At 73.9% G+C, this 19,423-nt stretch carries 20 protein-coding genes; 7 read left to right on the top strand and 13 right to left on the bottom strand.

What is annotated here, in order from left to right; genetic code table 11:
* Nucleotides 1-90 precede the first annotated feature (90 nt).
* The 3 genes from FHU28_RS00245 to FHU28_RS00255 all read right to left on the bottom strand — a co-directional run bounded on the left by FHU28_RS00245 (nucleotide 91) and on the right by FHU28_RS00255 (nucleotide 2,594).
* On the bottom strand, nucleotides 91-300 hold the full coding sequence (locus FHU28_RS00245; protein WP_043327931.1) for a DUF397 domain-containing protein: 210 nt from the start codon (nucleotides 298-300) through the stop codon (nucleotides 91-93).
* Between the two features lie 174 nt (nucleotides 301-474).
* Nucleotides 475-1,674, bottom strand: coding sequence for a fumarylacetoacetase (fahA, locus tag FHU28_RS00250; protein WP_184689038.1), 1,200 nt, complete (start codon nucleotides 1,672-1,674; stop codon nucleotides 475-477).
* 53 nt (nucleotides 1,675-1,727) lie between these two features.
* On the bottom strand, nucleotides 1,728-2,594 hold the full coding sequence (locus tag FHU28_RS00255; protein WP_184679738.1) for a hypothetical protein: 867 nt from the start codon (nucleotides 2,592-2,594) through the stop codon (nucleotides 1,728-1,730).
* 94 nt (nucleotides 2,595-2,688) lie between these two features.
* Here FHU28_RS00255 and FHU28_RS00260 point away from each other — a divergent pair, with 94 nt between their 5' ends.
* Entirely contained in the window at nucleotides 2,689-3,855 is a 1,167-nt protein-coding gene (locus FHU28_RS00260) for a homogentisate 1,2-dioxygenase (RefSeq protein WP_184679740.1), read from the top strand.
* A 54-nt stretch (nucleotides 3,856-3,909) separates the two neighbouring features.
* Here FHU28_RS00260 and FHU28_RS00265 read toward each other — a convergent pair whose 3' ends face one another.
* The 3 genes from FHU28_RS00265 to FHU28_RS00275 are packed head-to-tail and all read right to left on the bottom strand — an operon-like array spanning nucleotide 3,910 to nucleotide 7,551.
* Nucleotides 3,910-4,950 carry an NAD(P)-dependent alcohol dehydrogenase gene (locus FHU28_RS00265; protein WP_311773493.1) on the bottom strand — a complete coding sequence of 347 codons (1,041 nt, stop codon included), beginning with the start codon at nucleotides 4,948-4,950 and terminating at the stop codon, nucleotides 3,910-3,912.
* Nucleotides 4,951-4,996: 46 nt separating this feature from the next.
* Nucleotides 4,997-6,148, bottom strand: a complete 1,152-nt coding sequence (locus FHU28_RS00270; RefSeq protein WP_184679744.1) for a tetratricopeptide repeat protein — start codon at nucleotides 6,146-6,148, stop codon at nucleotides 4,997-4,999.
* A gap of 50 nt (nucleotides 6,149-6,198) precedes the next feature.
* Entirely contained in the window at nucleotides 6,199-7,551 is a 1,353-nt protein-coding gene (locus tag FHU28_RS00275) for a BTAD domain-containing putative transcriptional regulator (protein WP_184679752.1), read from the bottom strand.
* 177 nt (nucleotides 7,552-7,728) lie between these two features.
* Here FHU28_RS00275 and FHU28_RS00280 point away from each other — a divergent pair, with 177 nt between their 5' ends.
* Nucleotides 7,729-8,259: a hypothetical protein gene (locus FHU28_RS00280; RefSeq protein ID WP_043327926.1), complete on the top strand. Its 531-nt coding sequence runs from the start codon at nucleotides 7,729-7,731 to the stop codon at nucleotides 8,257-8,259.
* Between the two features lie 37 nt (nucleotides 8,260-8,296).
* Here the strand turns inward: FHU28_RS00280 and ispF are convergent, their stop codons facing one another.
* The 3 genes from ispF to FHU28_RS00295 are packed head-to-tail and all read right to left on the bottom strand — an operon-like array spanning nucleotide 8,297 to nucleotide 10,042.
* Nucleotides 8,297-8,779 carry a 2-C-methyl-D-erythritol 2,4-cyclodiphosphate synthase gene (gene ispF, locus FHU28_RS00285; protein WP_073829195.1) on the bottom strand — a complete coding sequence of 161 codons (483 nt, stop codon included), beginning with the start codon at nucleotides 8,777-8,779 and terminating at the stop codon, nucleotides 8,297-8,299.
* 28 nt (nucleotides 8,780-8,807) lie between these two features.
* Nucleotides 8,808-9,503: a 2-C-methyl-D-erythritol 4-phosphate cytidylyltransferase gene (gene ispD, locus FHU28_RS00290; protein ID WP_184679754.1), complete on the bottom strand. Its 696-nt coding sequence runs from the start codon at nucleotides 9,501-9,503 to the stop codon at nucleotides 8,808-8,810.
* 53 nt (nucleotides 9,504-9,556) lie between these two features.
* Nucleotides 9,557-10,042, bottom strand: coding sequence for a CarD family transcriptional regulator (locus tag FHU28_RS00295; protein WP_013288937.1), 486 nt, complete (start codon nucleotides 10,040-10,042; stop codon nucleotides 9,557-9,559).
* A 327-nt stretch (nucleotides 10,043-10,369) separates the two neighbouring features.
* On the opposite strand from FHU28_RS00295, the gene FHU28_RS00300 reads away from it, so the two are divergent.
* Nucleotides 10,370-11,062: a hypothetical protein gene (locus FHU28_RS00300; RefSeq protein ID WP_184679756.1), complete on the top strand. Its 693-nt coding sequence runs from the start codon at nucleotides 10,370-10,372 to the stop codon at nucleotides 11,060-11,062.
* Nucleotides 11,063-11,069: 7 nt separating this feature from the next.
* On the opposite strand, the gene FHU28_RS00305 is transcribed toward FHU28_RS00300, so the two are convergent.
* From FHU28_RS00305 to FHU28_RS00320, 4 genes are read right to left on the bottom strand one after another with little or no spacing between them, the layout of a single operon-like run.
* On the bottom strand, nucleotides 11,070-11,675 hold the full coding sequence (locus FHU28_RS00305; RefSeq protein WP_184679758.1) for a hypothetical protein: 606 nt from the start codon (nucleotides 11,673-11,675) through the stop codon (nucleotides 11,070-11,072).
* Between the two features lie 39 nt (nucleotides 11,676-11,714).
* Entirely contained in the window at nucleotides 11,715-12,767 is a 1,053-nt protein-coding gene (locus tag FHU28_RS00310) for a type III polyketide synthase (RefSeq protein ID WP_184679759.1), read from the bottom strand.
* A gap of 45 nt (nucleotides 12,768-12,812) precedes the next feature.
* A complete protein-coding gene (locus tag FHU28_RS00315) occupies nucleotides 12,813-13,979 on the bottom strand; it encodes an acyl-CoA dehydrogenase family protein (RefSeq protein WP_184679760.1) in 1,167 nt (388 codons plus the stop codon).
* Between the two features lie 41 nt (nucleotides 13,980-14,020).
* The gene (locus FHU28_RS00320) at nucleotides 14,021-14,779 is read right to left on the bottom strand and encodes a methyltransferase domain-containing protein (RefSeq protein ID WP_184679761.1); all 759 of its coding nucleotides are present in this window, start codon (nucleotides 14,777-14,779) and stop codon (nucleotides 14,021-14,023) included.
* Between the two features lie 45 nt (nucleotides 14,780-14,824).
* Between FHU28_RS00320 and FHU28_RS00325 the strand changes: the two genes are divergently transcribed.
* The 4 genes from FHU28_RS00325 to disA all read left to right on the top strand — a co-directional run bounded on the left by FHU28_RS00325 (nucleotide 14,825) and on the right by disA (nucleotide 19,422).
* Entirely contained in the window at nucleotides 14,825-15,655 is an 831-nt protein-coding gene (locus FHU28_RS00325) for a UbiA family prenyltransferase (protein WP_221453074.1), read from the top strand.
* 142 nt (nucleotides 15,656-15,797) lie between these two features.
* Nucleotides 15,798-16,538: a hypothetical protein gene (locus tag FHU28_RS00330; protein ID WP_184679763.1), complete on the top strand. Its 741-nt coding sequence runs from the start codon at nucleotides 15,798-15,800 to the stop codon at nucleotides 16,536-16,538.
* Between the two features lie 104 nt (nucleotides 16,539-16,642).
* On the top strand, nucleotides 16,643-18,088 hold the full coding sequence (gene radA, locus FHU28_RS00335; protein WP_184679764.1) for a DNA repair protein RadA: 1,446 nt from the start codon (nucleotides 16,643-16,645) through the stop codon (nucleotides 18,086-18,088).
* Between the two features lie 143 nt (nucleotides 18,089-18,231).
* Nucleotides 18,232-19,422 carry a DNA integrity scanning diadenylate cyclase DisA gene (gene disA, locus FHU28_RS00340; protein ID WP_030502855.1) on the top strand — a complete coding sequence of 397 codons (1,191 nt, stop codon included), beginning with the start codon at nucleotides 18,232-18,234 and terminating at the stop codon, nucleotides 19,420-19,422.
* Nucleotide 19,423 lies beyond the last annotated feature (1 nt).

The raw sequence follows: 19,423 nt of genomic DNA on the forward strand, positions 1-19,423 counted from the left end.
GTACGGGCCGTGACGGGAAACGGGGAGCCTCGTTGTGACATTTCCACCGCCGGTGCCCCGATCGGGGCACCGGGGTGTGGCACGGACGGGTCAGCCGCGGAACGAGCCGCCCCGCAGCGCGGTGACGAACGCCGCCCAGCCCGGCGGGCTCACCGCGAGCGCCGGGCCGTCCGGGTCCTTGGAGTCGCGTACGCCCACCACGCCGTGCGCGGCGACCACGTTCGTCGCCACCTCGACACAGAGACCCTGATCGTTCGAGCGGCTGCTGGTGCGCCAGACGGCGCCGGTCAACTCGGTCATGCTCGTCCTTCCTGTTCGGCTACCCGGGTACGCCCCCCGACCCGGCACCATCGGCGGCTCCGGCTCGACCGGGAGCCGCCGTCCGGGGCGTACGTGATCCGGAGCGATAAACGCGGAAGGAAACGGCCCCGGTCGCACATCAGGTGCGACCGGGGCCGTTCGGGAAGGCCGAACTCAGCAGGCCGGGAGGATCGTTCCGGTGACCTCGCCCAACGCGACGGTGGTGCCGTCCGGGCCGGGCGCGGTGGCGGTGATCGTCACCGTGTCGCCGTCCTCCAGGAACGTCCGCTCGCTGCCGTCGGCGAACTTGACCGGCTCGGACCCGCCCCAGGTCAGCTCCAGGAACGACCCGACCTGGCCGCGTTCCGGTCCGGACACGGTGCCGGAGGCGTAGAGGTCGCCGGTCCGCAGCGACGCGCCGTTGACGGTGAGGTGGGCGAGCTGCTGGGCCGGGGTCCAGTACATGCCGGCGAACGGCGGCTCGGCGACCCGCTCGCCGTTCCACTCGACCGACAGCGTCAGGTTCAGTCCGAGGTGCGGGGTGTCGCGCAGGTATTCCTGCACCGGCGGGTCCTGGTCGGGCGCGGGTACGAACGCGTCGGCGAGCGCCTCCAGCGGTGTCACCCAGGCCGAGACGGACGTGGCGAACGACTTGCCGAGGAACGGCCCGAGCGGCTGGTACTCCCAGGCCTGGATGTCCCGGGCCGACCAGTCGTTGACGAGCACCACGCCGAAGACGTGGTCGGCGAAGTCGGCCACCGGCACCCGCTCGCCGTGCCGGCTCGGCACGCCCACCACGAAGCCCACCTCGGCCTCGATGTCCAGCCGTACCGATGCGCCAGTGGTCGGGCCCTGCGCGCTGGCGCGCTGCCCGGTGGGGCGCACCACGGGGGTGCCGGAGACGACCACCGTGCCGGCCCGGCCGTGGTAGCCGATCGGCACGTGCTTCCAGTTCGGCAGCAGCGGCGGCTGGCCGGGCCGGAAGATCTGCCCGACGTTCGAGGCGTGGTGCTCCGAGGAGTAGAAGTCGACGTAGTCGGCCACCTCGAACGGCAGCAGCATCTCGACCTCGCGCAGCGGCACCAGCAGCGGCTCGACAGCCGCCCGGTGCTCCGGTCCGGTGAGCAGCTCGACGAGCCGCTGCCGGACCGCCGTCCACTGCGGGCGGCCGAGCGCCAGGAAGGCGTTGAGCGTGGGGCGGCCCAGCGCGCCGCCGGCCAGCACCAGACCGGCCGCCTCCGCGCCGGCCAGGTCCAACGCGAAGTCACCGATGCGGACGCCGATACGCGGCTCGCCCTCGCCGTGCCGGAACACGCCGTACGGCAGGTTCGTCACCCCGTACGGCGACCCCGCCACACCAGGTACCCAGCTCATGCCGTGCCGACTGGGCATGCCCTCACGGCCCTCGCTTCGCTCGGTGCGTTCGCTCATGCCTCAAAGCCTCCGTTCACCAGCCCCAGCCGGATCAGATCGGTAAGTGGTTCGGAGATGCTGCACGAGCCGTAGCCGACCCACAGTGGGCGTTCGACATCACGGTGTGCCCGGGCCGGCTCGACCACGCGTACCGGGTCGGTGGCGGCAAGCAGCTCGGCCACGCCGTCCACCTCCGCACCCCCGACCGCGGCGAGCGTGGCGCCCAGCACGTTGACGAAACCGTGGTGGTTGAAGCCGGTCTCCGGGTCGCGGTGCCGGATCGCGTGGTGCAGCCCGGCGGTGAGCTTGAACGGCAGTTTCCGGTCCCGGCAGGCGCAGATCACCGCGGCCAGCTCGACCGGGGTGGGGAACAGCTCGGCGGCGAGCCCGCCGGTACGGAACTTGGCCGCCACCGGCAGCCCGCCGGCGCGCGCCTCGGCGAGCGTGTCGAGCGCGCCCATCAGCCCGAAGGTCAGCGGGATCTCCGCGTACACGGCGGTGCCGCCGAGCCGGTCGGCGAGCGCGACCAGCTCGGAGAGCCCGGGTTGCGGGTCCTCGCCGCGCTTGGCGACCGGCGCCTCGATCTGCCGGGCGGTCACCCCGTCGGGCGCGAGCGCCGCCAGGGCCTGGGGAAGCTGGTCCAGGCCGGTGTCGCCGATCAGGCCGATGACCAGGCCCTCGGCCGGGTCCACCAGGCCGCTCAGCGACCCGCGCTGGATCTCCGAGGCGGGCAGCAGCAGCGGGCCGACCATCTCGGCGTACCAGGCGGTGCGGTGGGTGCGGTGCGCGGTCACCGCGTCGGGCAGCGGGGCGTTGCCGGGCGGGAAGACCGCGGCGTCGTCCACCAGGCCGGAGAGGAGGCGGGGCACCTGCGTTGACACGAGACAAGAATGTACGGGACGCTACGAGGAACGGACAACAGCGTCCGATTATCGGACGCCACCGGCCGGAGAACGGGACATATCGGGAGGCGAGATGCCGTACTACCGCAGCGTCGGCGACGTGCCGCGCAAGCGCCACACCCAGTTCCGCCAGCCCGACGGCACGCTCTACGCGGAAGAGCTGGTCGGCCAGGAGGGCTTCTCCTCCGACTCGTCGCTGCTCTACCACCGGCACGCGCCGACCGCGATCCTCGCCGCCGAGGAGTACGCCCCGCCCACCGTCACCCGGATGCCGAACCTGCCGCTCAAGCCGCGCCACCTGCGCACACACAAGCTCGACGGCGCCGGCGCGGACCCGGTGCTCGGCCGGCAGTACCTGCTCGCCAACGACGACGTACGGATCGCGTACGTGCTCGCCGACCGCCCGTCCCCGCTGTTCCGCGACGCCACCGGCGACCACTGCCTCTACCTGGAAGCCGGATCGCTGCGCGTCGAGTCGCCGTTCGGCGTGCTCGACGCGGTCGCCGGCGACTACGTCGTCATCCCCACCTCGACCATCCACCGCCTGGTGCCCACCGGCGACGAGCCGACCCGGCTGCTCGCCGTCGAGGCCGCCGGCCACATCGGGCCACCCAAGCGCTACCTCTCCGTACGCGGGCAGTTCCTGGAGCACGCGCCCTACTGCGAGCGCGACGTCCGGGGACCGGACACCCCGCTGCTGGTCGACGGCGAAGAGGTGGAGGTGCTGGTCAAGCACCGGCGCGGCTGGACGAAGTACGTCTACGCCAACCACCCGTTCGACGTGGTCGGCTGGGACGGGCACATGTATCCGTGGGCGTTCTCCATCCACGACTTCGAGCCGATCACCGGGCGGATCCACCAGCCGCCACCGGTGCACCAGACGTTCCAGGGCCCGAACTTCGTGATCTGCTCGTTCGTGCCGCGCAAGGTGGACTACCACCCGGCCGCCATCCCGGTGCCGTACAACCACCACAACGTCGACTCCGACGAAATGCTGTTCTACACCGGCGGCAACTACGAGGCCCGGCGCGGCTCCGGCATCGAGCAGGGCTCGATCTCGCTGCACCCGTCCGGCTTCACCCACGGCCCCCAGCCGGGCGCGGCCGAACGGTCGATCGGGGCGGAGTTCTTCGACGAGCTGGCGGTCATGGTGGACACGTTCCGCCCGCTGGACCTGTGCGACGCGGCCGCCGCCTGCGAGGACGACGGCTACGCCTGGACCTGGGCGCGCAAGCCCTGACGTACGCGAAAAGGGCCGCGCCCGGCACGGACGCGGCCCTTTCGCACGCGGTCGTCAGAACGTGGACGCGTCGATGACGAAGCGGTAGCGCACGTCGGAGGCGAGCACCCGCTCGTACGCCTCGTTGATCTTCTCGGCTCCAATCACCTCGATCTCGGCGCCCAGCCCGTGCTCGGCGCAGAAGTCGAGCATCTCCTGGGTCTCCGCGATGCCGCCGATGTTCGACCCGGCGAACGAACGGCGGGCCGGGATCAGCGAGAACGCGTGCACCGACAGCGAATCCTCGGGCGCGCCCACGTTGACGAGCGTCCCGTCCACAGCCAGCAGCCGCAGGTACGCGTCCATGTCGAGGGTCGCGCTGACCGTGTTGATGATCAGGTCGAACGAGCCGGCCAGCTCACGGAACGTCTCCTCGTCGGAGGTGGCGTAGTAGTGGTCGGCGCCGAGCCGCAGCCCGTCCTCCCGCTTCTTCAGCGACTGGGACAGCACAGTCACCTCGGCGCCCATGGCGTGGGCCAGCTTCACGGCCATGTGGCCGAGGCCGCCCATGCCGATCACCGCAACCCGGCTGCCCGGCCCGGCGTTCCAGTGCCGCAGCGGCGAGTACGTGGTGATGCCGGCGCAGAGCAACGGCGCGGCGGCGTCCAGCTCGATGCCGTCCGGGATGCGCAGCACGAAGTCCTCGGTGACCACGATGGCCTGCGAGTAGCCGCCCTGGGTCGGCTCACCGTCCCGGCCCACCCCGCCGTACGTGCCGGTGCTGCCCTTCAGGCAGTACTGCTCCAGCCCCTTACGGCAGTTGTCGCACTCCCGGCAGGAGTCGACCAGGCAGCCGACCCCCACCCGGTCGCCGACGGCGAACTTCGTCACCGCGGAGCCGACCTCCCGCACCACGCCGGCGATCTCGTGGCCGACCACGATCGGGTAGCGGGTCGGGCCCCACTCGCTGCGCGCGGTGTGGATGTCGGAGTGGCAGATGCCGGAGAACTTGATGTCGATGAGAACGTCGTCCGGGCCGAGGTCCCGCCGCTCGATGGTGGTCGGGGCGAGCGGTTCGGTCGCGGACGTCGCCGCGTAGGCATTGACGGTGAGCACGGGTCCCCGCATTCCTTGAGCCGGTGTTTCCGGTCCTCCTACCCTCTCACCGGCGGGTGAACGCGGTGAACCCCGCCACCACCGAGGCGGTGATCGCCCCGGCCAGCGACCACGGGCCGCCGACCAGCGCGTACACGAGCAGCAGCACCACCGCGACGGCGGCCCCGTAGACCGGCACGGCCAGGCCGCGCGACATCGCCTCCCGCAGGCCGGGCTGCCACGTCGCCGGGCGCCGCAGCAGCACCGCCACCCCGGCCACCGCCAGCACCGCGAACAGCCGCGACGCGCCCGGCGAGGCCGGGGCCAGGGCGGCGACCAGCACGCTCGCGAACAGGGACAACCCGGCCACCGACAGCAGGAGGCGCCGGACACCGGCGTCCACGGTCCGGACCGGGTCAGGCCGGGCCACCGGCAGGTCCGCCAGCGCGGTCAGGTGCTCCAGCGTCTCGGCATAGCGGCGCCGCTCCAGCCGGGCCACGCCCACGTCCTGCCCCGCCTCGCCCAGTTCCGGGTCCAGCCGCAGCGCCTCCCGGTAGGCCCGCTCAGCCAGGTCGAACAGTTGCAGCCGCACCGCGACCAGGCCCAGCACCAGGTGCGCCTCCGGCTCCTCCGGGGCCAGCTCGACGCCCCGCCACGCCGCGTCCAGCGCCGCCTGCCCGTTGCGCGACGCGGAGAGGATGGCGGCGGCGCTGCGCTGCGCGTACGCGTCGCCCGGACCGCGCGCCAGGATCTCGTCGGCGGTGGCCGCGGCGAGCTTCCACCGCTCCAGGTCGAGCAGCGCGAGCCCGCGTGCCACGAGCGCCGGCAGGACGACCTCGGCTGTGCCGGCGGCAGACGCATCGGTGGCGGGCGTCTCCGCGCTCGTCGGCGCGGTGCCGTCGGTTGCGCTCGTCGGCGCGGTGCCGTCGGTTGCGGGCGTCTCCGCGCTCGTCGGCGCGCTGTCGGTGGCGGGCGTCTCGACGGCGGGCGGGGCGGCCGCCGTCGCCGTCTCGGCGACGGCCAGCGCTTCCGCGGGACGGTCGGCGGCCAGGTGCATCCGGGCCAGCATGGTCAACGCGGGCAGGTGCCCGGGTTCGTCCGCGAGCAGCGCGGTGAGTTCGCCGATGCCCTCGTCGTAGCGACCCAGCTCGGCGAGGAGGTGGGCGCGTTGCAGGTAGCCGTCGGCGGCGGACTGGTCGGGAACGGCGTCACTCGGCATCCCGGCGAGCGTATCCGCCCCGGCCCACCGGCTGCCGACAGCTCCCGTCGTCAGGCACTCCGGCAGGCGACGCCCGCCCGGCCGCCGCACGTCCCGAGGCTGCACCACCGGCGCAGCCCGCTCCCGTCCAGGAACAACCACCCGCAGCGCTGGTCCGGGCAGACCCGCACGGTGAACCGTGCCGGATCGGCGAGCAGTTGCGCGCCGCTGAACGCGGCGGCGTGCACCGGCACCCGAAGGCCGGCGGCGAGGTCCGGCCACCAGCGACCCCGTCCGTCCGCCGCGCGCCGGAACGCGAGCGTACGGGCGGCGGCCTCGGCGGCCCGGGCGACCGCTTCGAAGGCCGGGCCGTCGTCCGGGTCGACCAGGCTGGCGTAGAGCGCGGCGCGGAGCGTACGGGCCTCGTCGAGCACCGCCTCCGCCGTGCCGGGATCGCGCCGCGCGAGGTGCAGCAGACGGTTCATCGACACCTCGTCCACCAGCCCGACGTGGCCCGCCCAGACGGCAAGGGTGCGATAGCCGCGCAGCCACTCGGCGCCGGGCAACGGGGACTCGCGCCCCCAGCCGGCGAGGGTGTTGCAGAAGTCCAGGGCCGGGTGGCCGCCCACGCTCCACGGCAGGCTCTCGCCGTTCACCCGGATCTCGTGCATCGGCCGGCCGACCCGGTCCAGGCGATCGTCGCCCGCGAGCACCCGCCGCTGCACCTCGCGCAGCCGGGGCCCCGGCTCGACACCGAAGTCGGCCACGAGCAGGTCCCGCGTGGCGCGGTAGAGGCGCAGCGCGTCGGCCCGTCGGGCACCCCGGTACAGGGCGGTCATCAGGACTGCCACGAGGTGTTCCCGCGTCGGGTGCTCGGCGGCCAGCGGCATCAGTTCGGCGATCGCCCGCGTGTGCTGGCCCAGCGCGAGCTGCGCCTCGGCCCGTAGCTCCACGGCCACCAGGCGTAGCTCCTCGACAGTGCCGTGCAGCCGGTGCCGCAGCTCGTCGTCCGCCGCGTCGGCGAGCAACGGCCCGCGCCAGAGGGCCAGCGCCCGGTCGAGCGACCGCACCCGCTCGGCGGGATCGGCGGCTCTCCCGGCCCCCCGGACCAGTTCGGCGAACTCGTCGACGTCGACCCGGTGCCCGTCCTCCTCGACCACGTAGCCCTCGCCCCGGGTGCTGATCCGCACCCCGTACGCGTTGAGCGAGCCACGCAGCCGCCCGACGTACGTCTGCACCACGCCCCGGGCGGTGACCGGCGGCCGGCCGTTCCAGAGCAGGTCGATGAGGCGGTCGGTCGGCACCACGCGCCCCACGTCGAGCAGCAGCACCCCGAGCAGGCATCGCTCCTGGCGTCGGCTGCCGACCTCGACCGGACGGCCGTCGTGGCGGGCCTCGAACGGCCCGAGCAGGCGGAACTCCATACCGAACAGGACCGGTCGGGCCGGGCCGGAGGTTGCCGTGCGGCGGTGATCGCATGGTCAGCCGTCCGGCCCGTCCGGTCCGCCCGCTCGGAACGTCTCCGCACGGTGCGGTCAGCCCGTGGTGAGCCGGCCCGGCGATCCTGGCCGCCCTGACCACCGACGAGATGGAGAGCGGACATGCGTTTCAGGATGAGCGTCGCGGTGGCGGCGGTTGTGGCAGTGGTTGTCGCGGCGTTACCCGGCTCGGCGACCGCCGCGCCGGACCGGCACCACGGCGTCGGCGCCTGGGAGCCGGCCCCGCAGGCGCCGTTCGAGTTGCCCGCCGGCGCGCGATGCGAGTTCGCGGTACGCGTGGAGCCGATCGTGGACGAGGTGCGCAAGTTGACGCTCGCCACCTATCCGGACGGCGCACCGAAGCGGGAACTGTTCACCGGCGCCCTGATCAACCGGGTCACGAACCTGGAGACCGGTGCCACGTCCACCGCCGACGCGAGCGGCACCTCGCTCGTCGACTACCGCACCGACGGCTCGATGACCTGGTACGTGACCGGGCCGGTGCTGCTCGGCTTCCGGGAGAACGCCGGCACGCTGCCGAAGGGGCTGTGGATCGTCGACGGCCAGTTCCGGGTGGAGTTCTCCCCCACGTACGACAAGACCATCACGATGCTCCACGGCACGACCCACAACGTCTGCACCGACGTCGACTGACCGCCGGACGCGGTGACCGGCGTCCGGCGGTCGCGCGTCAGTCGGCCGGGGCGTCGTAGACCAGGGCCACCGCGATGCCGGCAAGTCCCTCGCCACGCCCGGTGAAGCCGAGGCCGTCGGTGGTGGCTGCGGAGACGGTCACCGGGGCGCCGACCGCCTCGGAGAGCACCCGCTGCGCCTCCTCCCGGCGCGGCCCGATCTTGGGGCGGTTGCCGACGACCTGCACCGACACGTTGCCGATCCGGAACCCCGCCGCCCGTACCCGGCGTGCGCTCTCGGTCAGCAGCGCCACCCCGGAGGCGCCCGCCCACTCCGGCTGGTCCACTCCGAAGTTCGCGCCCAGGTCACCCAGGCCGGCGGCGGAGAGCAGGGCGTTGCAGGCGGCATGCGCCGCCACGTCGGCGTCGGAGTGACCGGCCAGGCCGTCCTGGTCCGGCCAGTGCAGGCCCGCCACCCAGCAGGGCCGCCCGGCCGCGAACGCGTGCACGTCGGTGCCGACGGCCACCCGAGGAACGATCATGACCAGAGGGTACGCGGGCACTCCCGGGTCAGGCGCCGGTGGACAGGAGGTGTTCGGCCAGGGACAGGTCGAACGGCCGGGTGATCTTCAGGGCCAGCTCGGAGCCGGGTACGCAGGTCACCGCGATCCCCTGCTTCTCGACCAGGCCGGCGTCGTCGGTGAGCGCGTCACCCGCGCAGCGGTGGGCGGCGACCAGCACGGAGCGGCGGAAGCCCTGCGGTGTCTGCACCGCCCGCAGCGCGGACCGGTCGACGGTGCCGAGCACGCGCTCGGCCGCGTCGACCTCCTTGATCGTGTCGACCACCGGCAGCACCGGGATCACCGCGTCGTGCCCGTCGCGGATCGCCGCCGCCACCGACTCGACCAGGTCCGGCGGGGTGAGCGCGCGGGCCGCGTCGTGCACCAGGACGATCTCCGGGCCGGCGGGTACGGCCGCGAGGGCCGCCGCCACCGACTCCTGACGCTCGGCGCCGCCGGGCACCACTGTCACCGGCGCCACGGGCGCCAGCATCGCCCGTACCGCCTCGACGTCGGTGGCCGGCGCGGCCACCACGATCGTGTGCACCGAGGGCGCGGCGGCGACCCGGCGGACGGCGTGCACGAGCAGTGGTTCACCGGCCAGCGGCCGGAGCGCCTTGGGCGCGCCGGGTCCGAGGCGTACGCCGGCGCCGGCCGCAGGAACGAGGACCGCGACGTCACCGCGCGGATTGAGCTGCGCGGTCACGTCGCGGTCCTCGGATTCGTTCGCTGCGGGGCGGGTAGAGGCAGAGGTGTGGATCAGGCCTCGGTCAGCACCTTGTCGAGCAGCGTCTCGGCCTCGTCCTTGGTGCTCTTCTCGGCCAGCGCGACCTCGCCGACGAGAATGTCACGGGCCTTGGCGAGCATCCGCTTCTCGCCCGCCGACAGGCCCCGCTCCCGCTCCCGGCGCCACAGGTCGCGGACGACCTCGGCCACCTTCAGCGGGTTACCGGAGGCCAGTTTCTCCAGATTCGCCTTGTAACGCCGCGACCAGTTGGTCGGCTCCTCGGTGTGCGGTGCACGGAGCACGTCGAAGACCTTGCCCAGGCCCTCTTCGCCGACCACTTCGCGCACACCCACGATCTCGGCGTTCTCGGCGGGCACCCGGACCGTCAGGTCACCCTGCGCGACCCTCAGGACGAGGTATTCCCTGGGCTCGCCCTTGATGACCCGAGTCTCGATTGCCTCGATGAGTGCGGCCCCGTGGTGGGGGTAAACAACGGTCTCGCCGACACTGAAAACCATAGGTTCGAAACCCCTTTCGCTGTGTCTAGGGTAACACGCTCAGGCACCGATGTCTCACCGCTGTCCTGACCGTTGGCGCAGCTCAGGGGCCCTGTGAGAGGTCTTTCTTCAGCTTGACAGGCGGTCAAACCGATGCTTTCGACACGCTCCGTGAGGAACACGTGACAACCCGGTAACGGGTGACGGGAGCGTCCAGATCTAGGGCAATGCGCTCCTTCCATGGTAACTCCGCAAGTCCATCCGCGCCCAGGTGTGGCGTTACGGCGGCCGGTGCGGGACGCTGAGAACGGACGCGACGTCCGCTCACCGAGGCGTCCTGGGGGTCCGATGGGCGTGCCTGACGCTGACGGCCAGGGGCCGCCGGAAGGGCTGCCCGGCCTGCCCCCGGAGTGGGGCCGGGTGTTCGTCCCGGACGACGCCTCGGCGCTCGCCGAGGAGGCCCGGCAGGTCCGCCGGGAGCTGCGACGCGCACGAGCGGCGGCCCGCCGACGCCCCGGCTCGCTCCGCCTCGGACTCCCGGCGCTGATCCTGCTCGTCTCGGTGCTGATCACGCTCGCCGGCCTGGCCGCTGTCACCTGGCCACGCACCACCCGCTCCGGCGCGCCGACAGTGCTCCCCCACGCCGGCGCCGCGCCGCAGCCGGTCGGCCCACTGCCCGCGCTGGACCTGGTCGGCGCCGACGACACACCGGTACCCCTGCGCAGCCTGCTGCCCGCAATGATCATCCTGACCGACGCCTGCGCCTGCGCCGAGCAGGTCACCACGGCGGCCGGAGCCGCCCCGCCCGGCGTCACGGTGGTCACCGTGACCGCGGGCCGGCGCGCCGGGGCGGCGAGCGTCCCGGGGGTACGCCCACTCGGCGACCCGGCCGGCGGGCTGCGCTCCTACCTGCACCTGTCCGCCCAACCCGGCATCGCCCCGGCGCTGCTGGTCGACCGGCAGGGCGCGCTGGTGCGGTTGGTGCCGGAGCTGGGTCCGCTGTCGGACTACGGGGCCGACCTGGCCCGGCTGGCCGGCTGACCGACGCTCAGTAGAGCGCCTCGAGCCGGGCGTCCAGCTCGGCCCGGCCCCGTATCGCGACGAACCGCATCTGCACCAGCTCGCCCCTGCCGCCCACCACCGGGACGTCCAACTGCTCGCCGCACCGCAGCGCCCGCCGGAAGTCTTCGTCTCCGACGCCGGAGACGAGTACGGCGACCACGCCGTCACCGGCACAGCTCACCGAGAGCCGGTAGTGATCGCCCCGCGTGGGCCGCACCTGCCGGACGACAGGCGGCGCGCCCGGCGTCAGCCGGGACCTCTCCCGCCACACGACGTGCGACATCTGGAGCACACGCGTCGTGCCGTCGTCCTCCACCTGTATCACCACCGAGCGGTCCGGCTCGGCACGCGGCCCGCGGCGCGGGCCGAGCGACGCCCCCGCGTCGCGCCCGGCGCGTGGCACCGGCCGCGCTTCGCCCGTCGACGGGTCGACCCGCCAGTTGCGAGGGGTCAGATCCACGCTCGCGGACACGGCCGACGCGGCCGGACCAGGCTCCGGAGCCGCCGACCGCCACCAGGCCGAGCCGAGCAACAGCGCCAGGACGGTCAGGCCGGCCAGCAACGCCCGCCCGTCCCGCTCCTCGGAGGCCATGCCGGCAGCGTATCGGCGCGGCGCGGCCGGGGCGACCCGTCAGCCCACGCGTTCCAGCAGCGCCGCGTAGAGCGTCAGTCCCGGACCGAAGGCGAGCATCACCACCCAGCGCGGCGGTGACGGCTCCGTACGCCACAGCCGGTCCAGGATCAGCAGCACCGTCGGGGACGAGCAGTTGCCGTGCTCGGCGAGCGTCCCCCGGGAGGCGGCGAGCCCGTGCGGCGGCAGGGCCAGCTCGCGTTCCACCACGTTGAGGATCCGTGGCCCGCCCGGGTGCACCGCCCAGCCGTCCACGTCGGACCGGTCGCAACCGTGCCGTGCCAGCAACTCGTCGATCAGTTCCCGGACGTGCCGGGAGAGGACCTGCGGCACCTTCGGCGACAGCCCCATCCGGAAGCCGGTGTCGGTGACGTCCCACGTCATGTGGTCGGCGGTGGAGGTGTCGGTGACCGAGGTGACCTCGCGCAGCGCGTACCCCCGGCCACCGGGGACGACCACGGCGGCGACCGCGGCGTCCGAGAACAGCGCGTGGGAGACGATCTGCTGGGTGTCCACCCGCGCACCCGGCGGCTGGATGTGCAGGCTGGTCAGCTCCGCGCAGAGCAGCAGCGCGGGACGCCCGCGGGCGGTGACGAAGTCGCTCGCCGCGCCCAGCCCGGGCAGGGCCGCGTAGCAGCCCATGTGCCCGACGAACATGCGCTGGGTGCTCGGCGACATGCCGAGGTCCCGGGCGAGCAGGATGTCCAGGCCCGGGGTGGCGTACCCGGTGCAGGAGCAGACCACGAACATGCCGATGTCGGCGGCGTCGAGGCCGGCGGCGGTGAGCGCCCGGCTGACCGCCTCCTTGCCCAGCGGCAGCGCCTCGACCTGGTAGCGGCGCATCCGGCGCTCGGTCGGCCATTCCGAGACGTCCTCCAGCAGCGGGTTGACCGCCGCCTGCCGCCGGGTGACGCCCGAGTTCGCGAAGATCCGCTCGGCCAGCGCCCTGGTGTTCCCCTGGAAGTGCCGCGCGAAGAAGCCCGTCCACAGTTCGTCCTGCATCGCGGCCGGCGGTTGCGCCGTACCAAGACCCGCGATCACCGGTGTGCCCACGTCCCCCACCCCTCGCCCTCCCTCACCTCTCCCACCGACTCCTGCTCACCAACGAGGGAGCGCGCTGTCCCGGTCCGGGTCCCCGCCGAGCGCGGCGATGCCGAGCCAGTCGGCGCAGACGTCGGACGTGGCCGGGTGCAGCGAGCCGCAGCGGGCGTCCCGGTAGAGCCGCTCCAGCGGATGCCCGCGGCGGGTCGCCGAGGTGCCGGCCGCCTCCAGCATGGAGGCCGCCACCTCGGCGGCGGTGGTGCCGGCCAGCAGCTTGGCGCGCCACACCCAGCGGTTCGTCTCCGCGTCGCCGGGGGCCTCGTCGACCCGGCGGGCCGCCTCGGCGACCACCAGTTCGGCGGCGGCGGTGGCGGCGTCCGCCCGGCCCAGGCGGGCCCGTACCGCCGGCAGGCCGGCGAGGTTGCGGGCGTTGAGGTGCTCGGCGGCCGCGTCGATGGCGGCCCGGGCCACGCCCACGTAGACCGCGGCGTAGCTCGCCACCAGCCAGTGCGGCATGAGCTGGGCGACCACCAGGGCCAGCCCTTCGACGCCGCCGAGCAGCCGGTCGGCCGGAACCGTCACGTCCAGGTGCACGTCGTGCGACGAGGTGGCCCGCATGCCGAGCGAGTCCCAGGTGGGCTCGACGGTGATCCCCTCCCCGGCCGGGACCAGGAACTGCGACACCACCGACTGGTCGACGGCGCTGCGGGCGGCCACCAGGTAGCCGTCCGGGTGGCCGGCGCCGGAGCAGAACGTCTTGCTGCCCTTGATGTGCCAGCCGCCCTCGACCGGCTCGTAGACGGTGCTGAGCTGGGACAGGCGGGCACCGGCGCCGCGTTCGCTCATCGCCACCGCGTACCAGGCGCCGTCGGCCGCCGCGCGCAGCAGCCGGTCCCGCGCGGCAAGCGCCTCCTCCGGTACGCCGAGCGCCTCGGCCAGTTCCTCGGTGACCGCGCCCAGCGCGCCGGTGACCGAGGCGTGCATGTTGAACACCAGCGCGGTCGCGCCGTTGCCCCGGGCCAGTTCGGTGGCGACCGCTGCGTACTCGGCGAAGCTCGCGCCCGTGCCGCCCAGCTCGGGCGGCACCATCAGCCCGAACAGCCCGGCTGCCCGCAGGTCCGCGAAGTCGTCCACGGGGAACGAGCCGTCGCGGTCGTGCTCGGCCGCGCGGGCGGCCAGTCGCGGCGCCAACCGGCGGGCCGCCTCCAGCGCGTGCACACTCATGTCGCCCCCTTCTCGGCGTCCTTTACCCCGGGCGGCCCCGGCTACCCGCTCCGGCGCCCCCAGCCCTGGTACAGCACCGCTGCCGACCGGGTCGGCACCATGCGCGGCTCGGTCCTGCCCGGACGGTCGCCGCCGCCGCGCATGCGGCGCAGCAACCAGGCAAGCGTGCCGCCCACCTCCGGGCGGACCCCGCGTACCTCAAGCGACACGCCGTGCCGGGCGCACTCGGCGACGAGCGCGCTGGCGTCGACGAACAACCGTGGATCGTGGATGCCGCGCGGCACGGTGGGCAGTCTTTCGCCCAGCTCCACCGCGATCAGCCGGGCCAGCAGCGTGTCGTTGAGCGTGTCCAGCACCAGCAGGCCGCCGGGCCGCAGCAGCCGGCACGCCTCGGCGACCGCGCGCCGCCAGTCCGGCACGTGCTCCAGCACCTCTCCGGCGGAGACCACCGCCGCGCAGCCGTCGGTCAGCGGCACCGCCGTCGCGTCGCCCTGGACCACTGTCACCCCGTGGTCTGCGGCCTGGTCCAGCGCGGAGCGGGTCAGGTCCACCCCGACGTGGTGGTAGCCCTTGCCGGCCAGGTGCGGCGCCAGCAGCCCGGCGCCGCAGCCCAGGTCGACGAGCAGATCGTCCGGCGTGGACGCCGGTGGCACCATGGCCGCGCGCGCCCGCGCCAGCCAGTGCAGCATGGCGAACGCGCCGTCCGGCCGCCACCACTCGTCGGCCAGGTCGTCGTACTGCCGGGGGTCGTTCGGCGGCAGCACCCGGTGCGGAGTGGACACCCCGGACACGTCAGGCATGCGTCGAGCGTGGCACGACTGCCCGGTAACGACCAGACTTCCCTTATGTCGACACGGGTGTTAGGGCTGGTCAGGGCGAGCCATCCGGAGCCGGCGGCGGCGGTCACCGTGGTCGCCGCGCTGCTCGCCGCCGGCGCCGGGCACTCCGCGGCCGGCGTCGCGGCGGTGGCGCTGACGGTGCTGGCCAGCCAGCTCGCGGTCGGCTGGAGCAACGATCTGATCGACGCCGAGCGGGACGCCGCGGTGGGGCGTACCGACAAACCGGTGACCACCGGCGCGGTCAGCCGGCCGGCGCTGGCCCGGGCCGTCGCGGTGGCCGCCGTCGCCACCCCGCTGCTGGCGCTGGCCGGCGGCCCGGCCGCGGCGGCCTGCGCCACGCTGGGCCTGGTCTCCGCGCTGCTCTACAACCGGCCGTTGAAGTCGACGGCGGTGTCGGTGCTGCCCTACGCCGTCTCGTTCGGCGCGCTGCCCGCGTTCGTGGTGCTGGCGCTGCCCGGCTCGCCCGCGCCACCGGCCTGGCTGGTGGCCGCCGCCGCGCTGCTGGGCGCCGGCGCGCACTTCGCGAACGTGCTGCCCGACCTGGCCGACGACGCCCGGACCGGGGTGCGCGGCCTGCCGCACCGGCTGGGCCCCGCCGGCAGCCGGCTCGCCGCCGCCGGACTGCTCCTGGCGGCCACCGTCGCGCTGGTCTTCGGCCCGCCGGGGCCGCCGTCGTGGGCCGGGCTGTCGGCCGTCGCCGCCGCCGTCGCCCTGCCGGCCCTCGGCTGGTACGCGGGACGCGCCACCGCCGGACGCTCGGCGAGCGCCTTCCGGGCGGTGCTGGTGGTGGCGCTCATCGATGTGCTGCTGCTGGTGACGAGCGGCCGGGTGGTCTGAAGGTTCCCCTCCGAAGGTGGCATTGCCGGGTCCGCGTGCGGGCCTCGATCAGCTCCAACTACCCTGGAGCGCGGTCTGCGCGGGTATGGCCACCCCGTGCCCGGTGGTCGACCGGGCGGGGATCGTGACGAGGAGGACCGACGTGACGCGCTCGATCAGGGGTTCCCGGGGGCCGGCCCTGCTGCTGGCCGGCACGGCGGCGGCGAGCCTGCTGCTGTCCGGGTGCGGCACCGGGCAGATTTCCGAGACCGCCAACAAGATCCCGTCGGTACAGGGCGTCAACGTCCAGACCTCCGACAACCTCTACAAGGTGCGCGGGCTCTACGTGCAGACCCCCGGGCCGAAGGGCTACGAGGCGGGGTCGAACGCGCCGCTCAACGTGGTGATCTACAACGACAGCGAGAAGCCGGTGACCGTGACTGTCACCACGGACAGCGCCCGGGAGATCGTGCTCAGCGGCGGCAGCGGCAGCGACGTCGGGGCCACCCCGAGCGGCTCGCCGACCGAGCCGGCCACCGCCTCGCCGACCGCCACCGACCCGAGCGCGTCGCCGAGCCAGTCGCTGGAGGTGACCGGGTCGCCGTCGGCCAGCCCGTCGCCGAGCGAGTCGGCGCCCGCCGGGCAGCCGGCCCGGATCGAGATCCCGGCGCTCGGGTACGCCCAGCTCAACGCCGACAACCCGCGGTTCCTCCAGCTCGTCGGCCTGAACCAGAAGCTGCTCGTCGGCCAGCAGGTCAACCTGACCTTCGACTTCGGCGACGGCAAGGTCATCACGACCCCGGCGCCGATCGGCATCCCGCTGACCGCGGAGCCCACCCCGTCCAAGATCGTCAACCCGCGTGAGCACGGGGCCGAGGACGGTGGCGCCGAGGGCGGCCACTGACCTCCGTCCTCCTTCCGTCGGCACCGCCGCCGTGGCCAGCGCCACGCCGGCGGTGTCGTCGTTTCCGGTGGGCTTTCGTCGTACGGGCCGGTTAGCGTCCTGTGGTGACCACGCCCCGATCGACCCCCTCCCGTGCCGGCGCCAGTCGCGGTCGCGCCGCTCGCGAGCCCCGCCCGGCCTACGAGTGCGACGCCTGCGGTCACCAGCCCCCGAAGTGGGTGGGCCGGTGCCCCGAGTGCGGCGAGTGGGGCTCAGTGGTCGAGTCCACGATCACCGGCCCGCTGGTCTCCGGCCGGGTGGTCAGCTCCCGCCTTCCGGCCGAGCCGGCCCGTCCGATCGCCACCATCAGCGCCGCGCCCGCCCGCGCGCGCCCCACCGGCGTCAGCGAGCTCGACCGGGTGCTCGGCGGCGGCCTCGTTCCCGGCGCGGTGGTGCTGCTCGCCGGCGAGCCCGGCGTGGGCAAGTCGACGCTGCTGCTCGACGTCGCCCAGCAGTGGGCCGCCGGGGCCGGCAGCCCGTCGCTGGTGGTCAGCGGCGAGGAGTCGGTCAGCCAGGTGCGACTGCGCGCCGAGCGGATGGGCACCCTGCACGACCAGCTCTACCTGGCCGCCGAGAGCGACCTGTCGGCGGTGCTCGGCCACCTCGACGCGGTCAAGCCCGGCCTGCTGGTGCTCGACTCGGTGCAGACCATCTCCACCACCGGCACCGAGGGCGTGCCCGGCGGCGTCACCCAGGTACGCGCGGTCACCGCCGCCCTGGTCGCGGTCGCCAAGGAGCGCGGCGTCGCCACCGTGCTGGTCGGCCACGTCACCAAGGACGGCCAGGTCGCCGGCCCTCGGGTGCTGGAGCACCTGGTCGACGTGGTGCTGCACTTCGAGGGCGACAAGCACTCGTCGCTGCGCATGGTGCGCGGCGTGAAGAACCGGTTCGGCGCGGCCGACGAGGTGGGCTGCTTCGAGATGCACGAGGGCGGCATCAGCAGCCTGGCCGACCCGTCCGGCCTGTTCCTGACCCGCTACTCCGAGCCGGTGCCGGGCACGTGCGTGACTGTGGCGATGGAGGGACGCCGGGCGCTGGTGACCGAGGTGCAGGCGCTGATCGGGGCGACTGTCGCCGGTTCGCCCCGGCGTACCGTCTCCGGCCTCGACAGCGCCCGGCTCGCCATGGTTCTCGCGGTGCTCCAGCGCCGGACCGAACGGCTCACGCTGCACGACCGGGAGGTCTTCGCCGCCACTGTCGGCGGCATCCGGGTGGTCGAGCCGGCGGCCGACCTGGCGGTGGCGCTCGCGGTCGCCTCCGGCGGGCTCAACCTGGCACTCAACCCGCACCTGGTGGCCATCGGCGAGGTGGGGCTCACCGGCGAGGTACGCCGGGTCGGCGCGGTGCCCCGCAGGCTGTCCGAGGCGGCCCGGCTGGGCTTCCGGCTGGCTCTCGTGCCACCCGGGTGCGGACCGGAGAGCAGCGGCGCCGGGCCGGAGAACATGCGCGTGATCGAGGTCACTGACGTGCGTGCCGCCCTCCAGGCCGCCGCCCGCGCATCGGCGGAGTGACGCCGCGTGAGCGCGCGGCGGGAAACCGCCGGGCGATTCCGGACAGCACACGCATCCGGAAGACGACCGTCGGAGCCGGGCATCGTGACACATCACAGTAACCACGAGAGCACCCACCGCACGGCAGTCCGTAGACTGTGCCCGTGCCGATCGACCGCGATGCCACCAAGCCCGCAACGGCGACGCCGCACGCCCGTACCGGCGCCGTGAGCGGCAACCCCGCTCGTGCCATCAGCGTGAGCGTCAACGGAAGCGTCGGCGGCGGGGCCGGCGGCGATCCGCTGCGCGCCAACCTCGCCCTGATGGCTCCGGGCACCGCCCTGCGGGACGGCCTGGAGCGGATCCTGCGCGGCCGCACGGGCGCGCTGATCGTGCTCGGCTACGACAAGGTGGTCGAGCAGATCTGCACCGGCGGCTTCCCGATGGACGTGGAGTTCTCCGCCACCCGGGTCCGCGAGCTGTGCAAGATGGACGGCGCTGTCGTCCTGTCCAGCGACGGCACCCGGATCGTGCAGGCCGGCGTGCACCTGATGCCCGACCCGTCGATCCCCACCGAGGAGTCCGGCACCCGGCACCGCACCGCCGAGCGGGTGGCCCGGCAGACCGGCTACCCGGTCATCTCGGTCAGCCAGTCGATGCGGATCATCAGCCTCTACGTGAACGGCCAGCGACACGTGCTGGACGACTCGGCGGCGATCCTGTCCCGCGCCAACCAGGCGCTGGCCACGCTGGAGCGCTACAAGCTGCGGCTGGACGAGGTCTCCGGCACGCTCTCCGCGCTGGAGATCGAAGACCTGGTCACCGTCCGCGACGCGGTGGCTGTGGTGCAGCGGCTGGAGATGGTCCGCCGCATCGCCGACGAGATCGCCGGTTACGTGGTCGAGCTGGGCACCGACGGCCGCCTGCTGGCCCTTCAGCTCGACGAGTTGATGGCCGGCGTGGACGCCGACCGCACCCTGGTCATCCGCGACTACCTGCCGGTCGGCCGCAAGTCGCGCACCCTGGACGAGGCGCTTGTCGAACTCGACCTGCTCAGCGCCACCGAGCTGATCGACCTCGTGGCGGTCGCCAAGGCGATCGGCTACCCGTCCGCCTCGGACGCGCTCGACGCGGCGGTCAGCCCGCGCGGGTTCCGCCTGCTCGCCAAGGTGCCCCGGCTGCCGGTCGCCGTGGTCGACCGGCTGGTGGTGCACTTCGGCAGCCTCCAGCGGCTGCTCGGCGCGACGGTGGAGGACCTCCAGGCCGTCGAGGGCGTGGGCGACGCCCGCGCCCGCGGGGTCCGCGAGGGCCTGTCGCGGCTCGCCGAGGCGTCCATCCTCGAACGGTACGTCTGAC

Origin of the sequence: Micromonospora echinospora, assembly GCF_014203425.1 — a bacterium.
Taxonomy (GTDB): domain Bacteria; phylum Actinomycetota; class Actinomycetes; order Mycobacteriales; family Micromonosporaceae; genus Micromonospora; species Micromonospora echinospora_A.

Coding starts and splice junctions, on each gene's coding strand:
- FHU28_RS00245 (WP_043327931.1), bottom strand. CDS start 300: ATGACCGAGTTGACCGGCGCCGTCTGGCGCACCAGCAGCCGCTCGAAC.
- fahA (WP_184689038.1), bottom strand. CDS start 1,674: ATGAGCTGGGTACCTGGTGTGGCGGGGTCGCCGTACGGGGTGACGAAC.
- FHU28_RS00260 (WP_184679740.1), top strand. CDS start 2,689: ATGCCGTACTACCGCAGCGTCGGCGACGTGCCGCGCAAGCGCCACACC.
- FHU28_RS00270 (WP_184679744.1), bottom strand. CDS start 6,148: ATGCCGAGTGACGCCGTTCCCGACCAGTCCGCCGCCGACGGCTACCTG.
- FHU28_RS00275 (WP_184679752.1), bottom strand. CDS start 7,551: ATGGAGTTCCGCCTGCTCGGGCCGTTCGAGGCCCGCCACGACGGCCGT.
- FHU28_RS00280 (WP_043327926.1), top strand. CDS start 7,729: ATGCGTTTCAGGATGAGCGTCGCGGTGGCGGCGGTTGTGGCAGTGGTT.
- ispF (WP_073829195.1), bottom strand. CDS start 8,779: ATGATCGTTCCTCGGGTGGCCGTCGGCACCGACGTGCACGCGTTCGCG.
- FHU28_RS00295 (WP_013288937.1), bottom strand. CDS start 10,042: ATGGTTTTCAGTGTCGGCGAGACCGTTGTTTACCCCCACCACGGGGCC.
- FHU28_RS00300 (WP_184679756.1), top strand. CDS start 10,370: ATGGGCGTGCCTGACGCTGACGGCCAGGGGCCGCCGGAAGGGCTGCCC.
- FHU28_RS00305 (WP_184679758.1), bottom strand. CDS start 11,675: ATGGCCTCCGAGGAGCGGGACGGGCGGGCGTTGCTGGCCGGCCTGACC.
- FHU28_RS00315 (WP_184679760.1), bottom strand. CDS start 13,979: ATGAGTGTGCACGCGCTGGAGGCGGCCCGCCGGTTGGCGCCGCGACTG.
- FHU28_RS00320 (WP_184679761.1), bottom strand. CDS start 14,779: ATGCCTGACGTGTCCGGGGTGTCCACTCCGCACCGGGTGCTGCCGCCG.
- FHU28_RS00325 (WP_221453074.1), top strand. CDS start 14,825: ATGTCGACACGGGTGTTAGGGCTGGTCAGGGCGAGCCATCCGGAGCCG.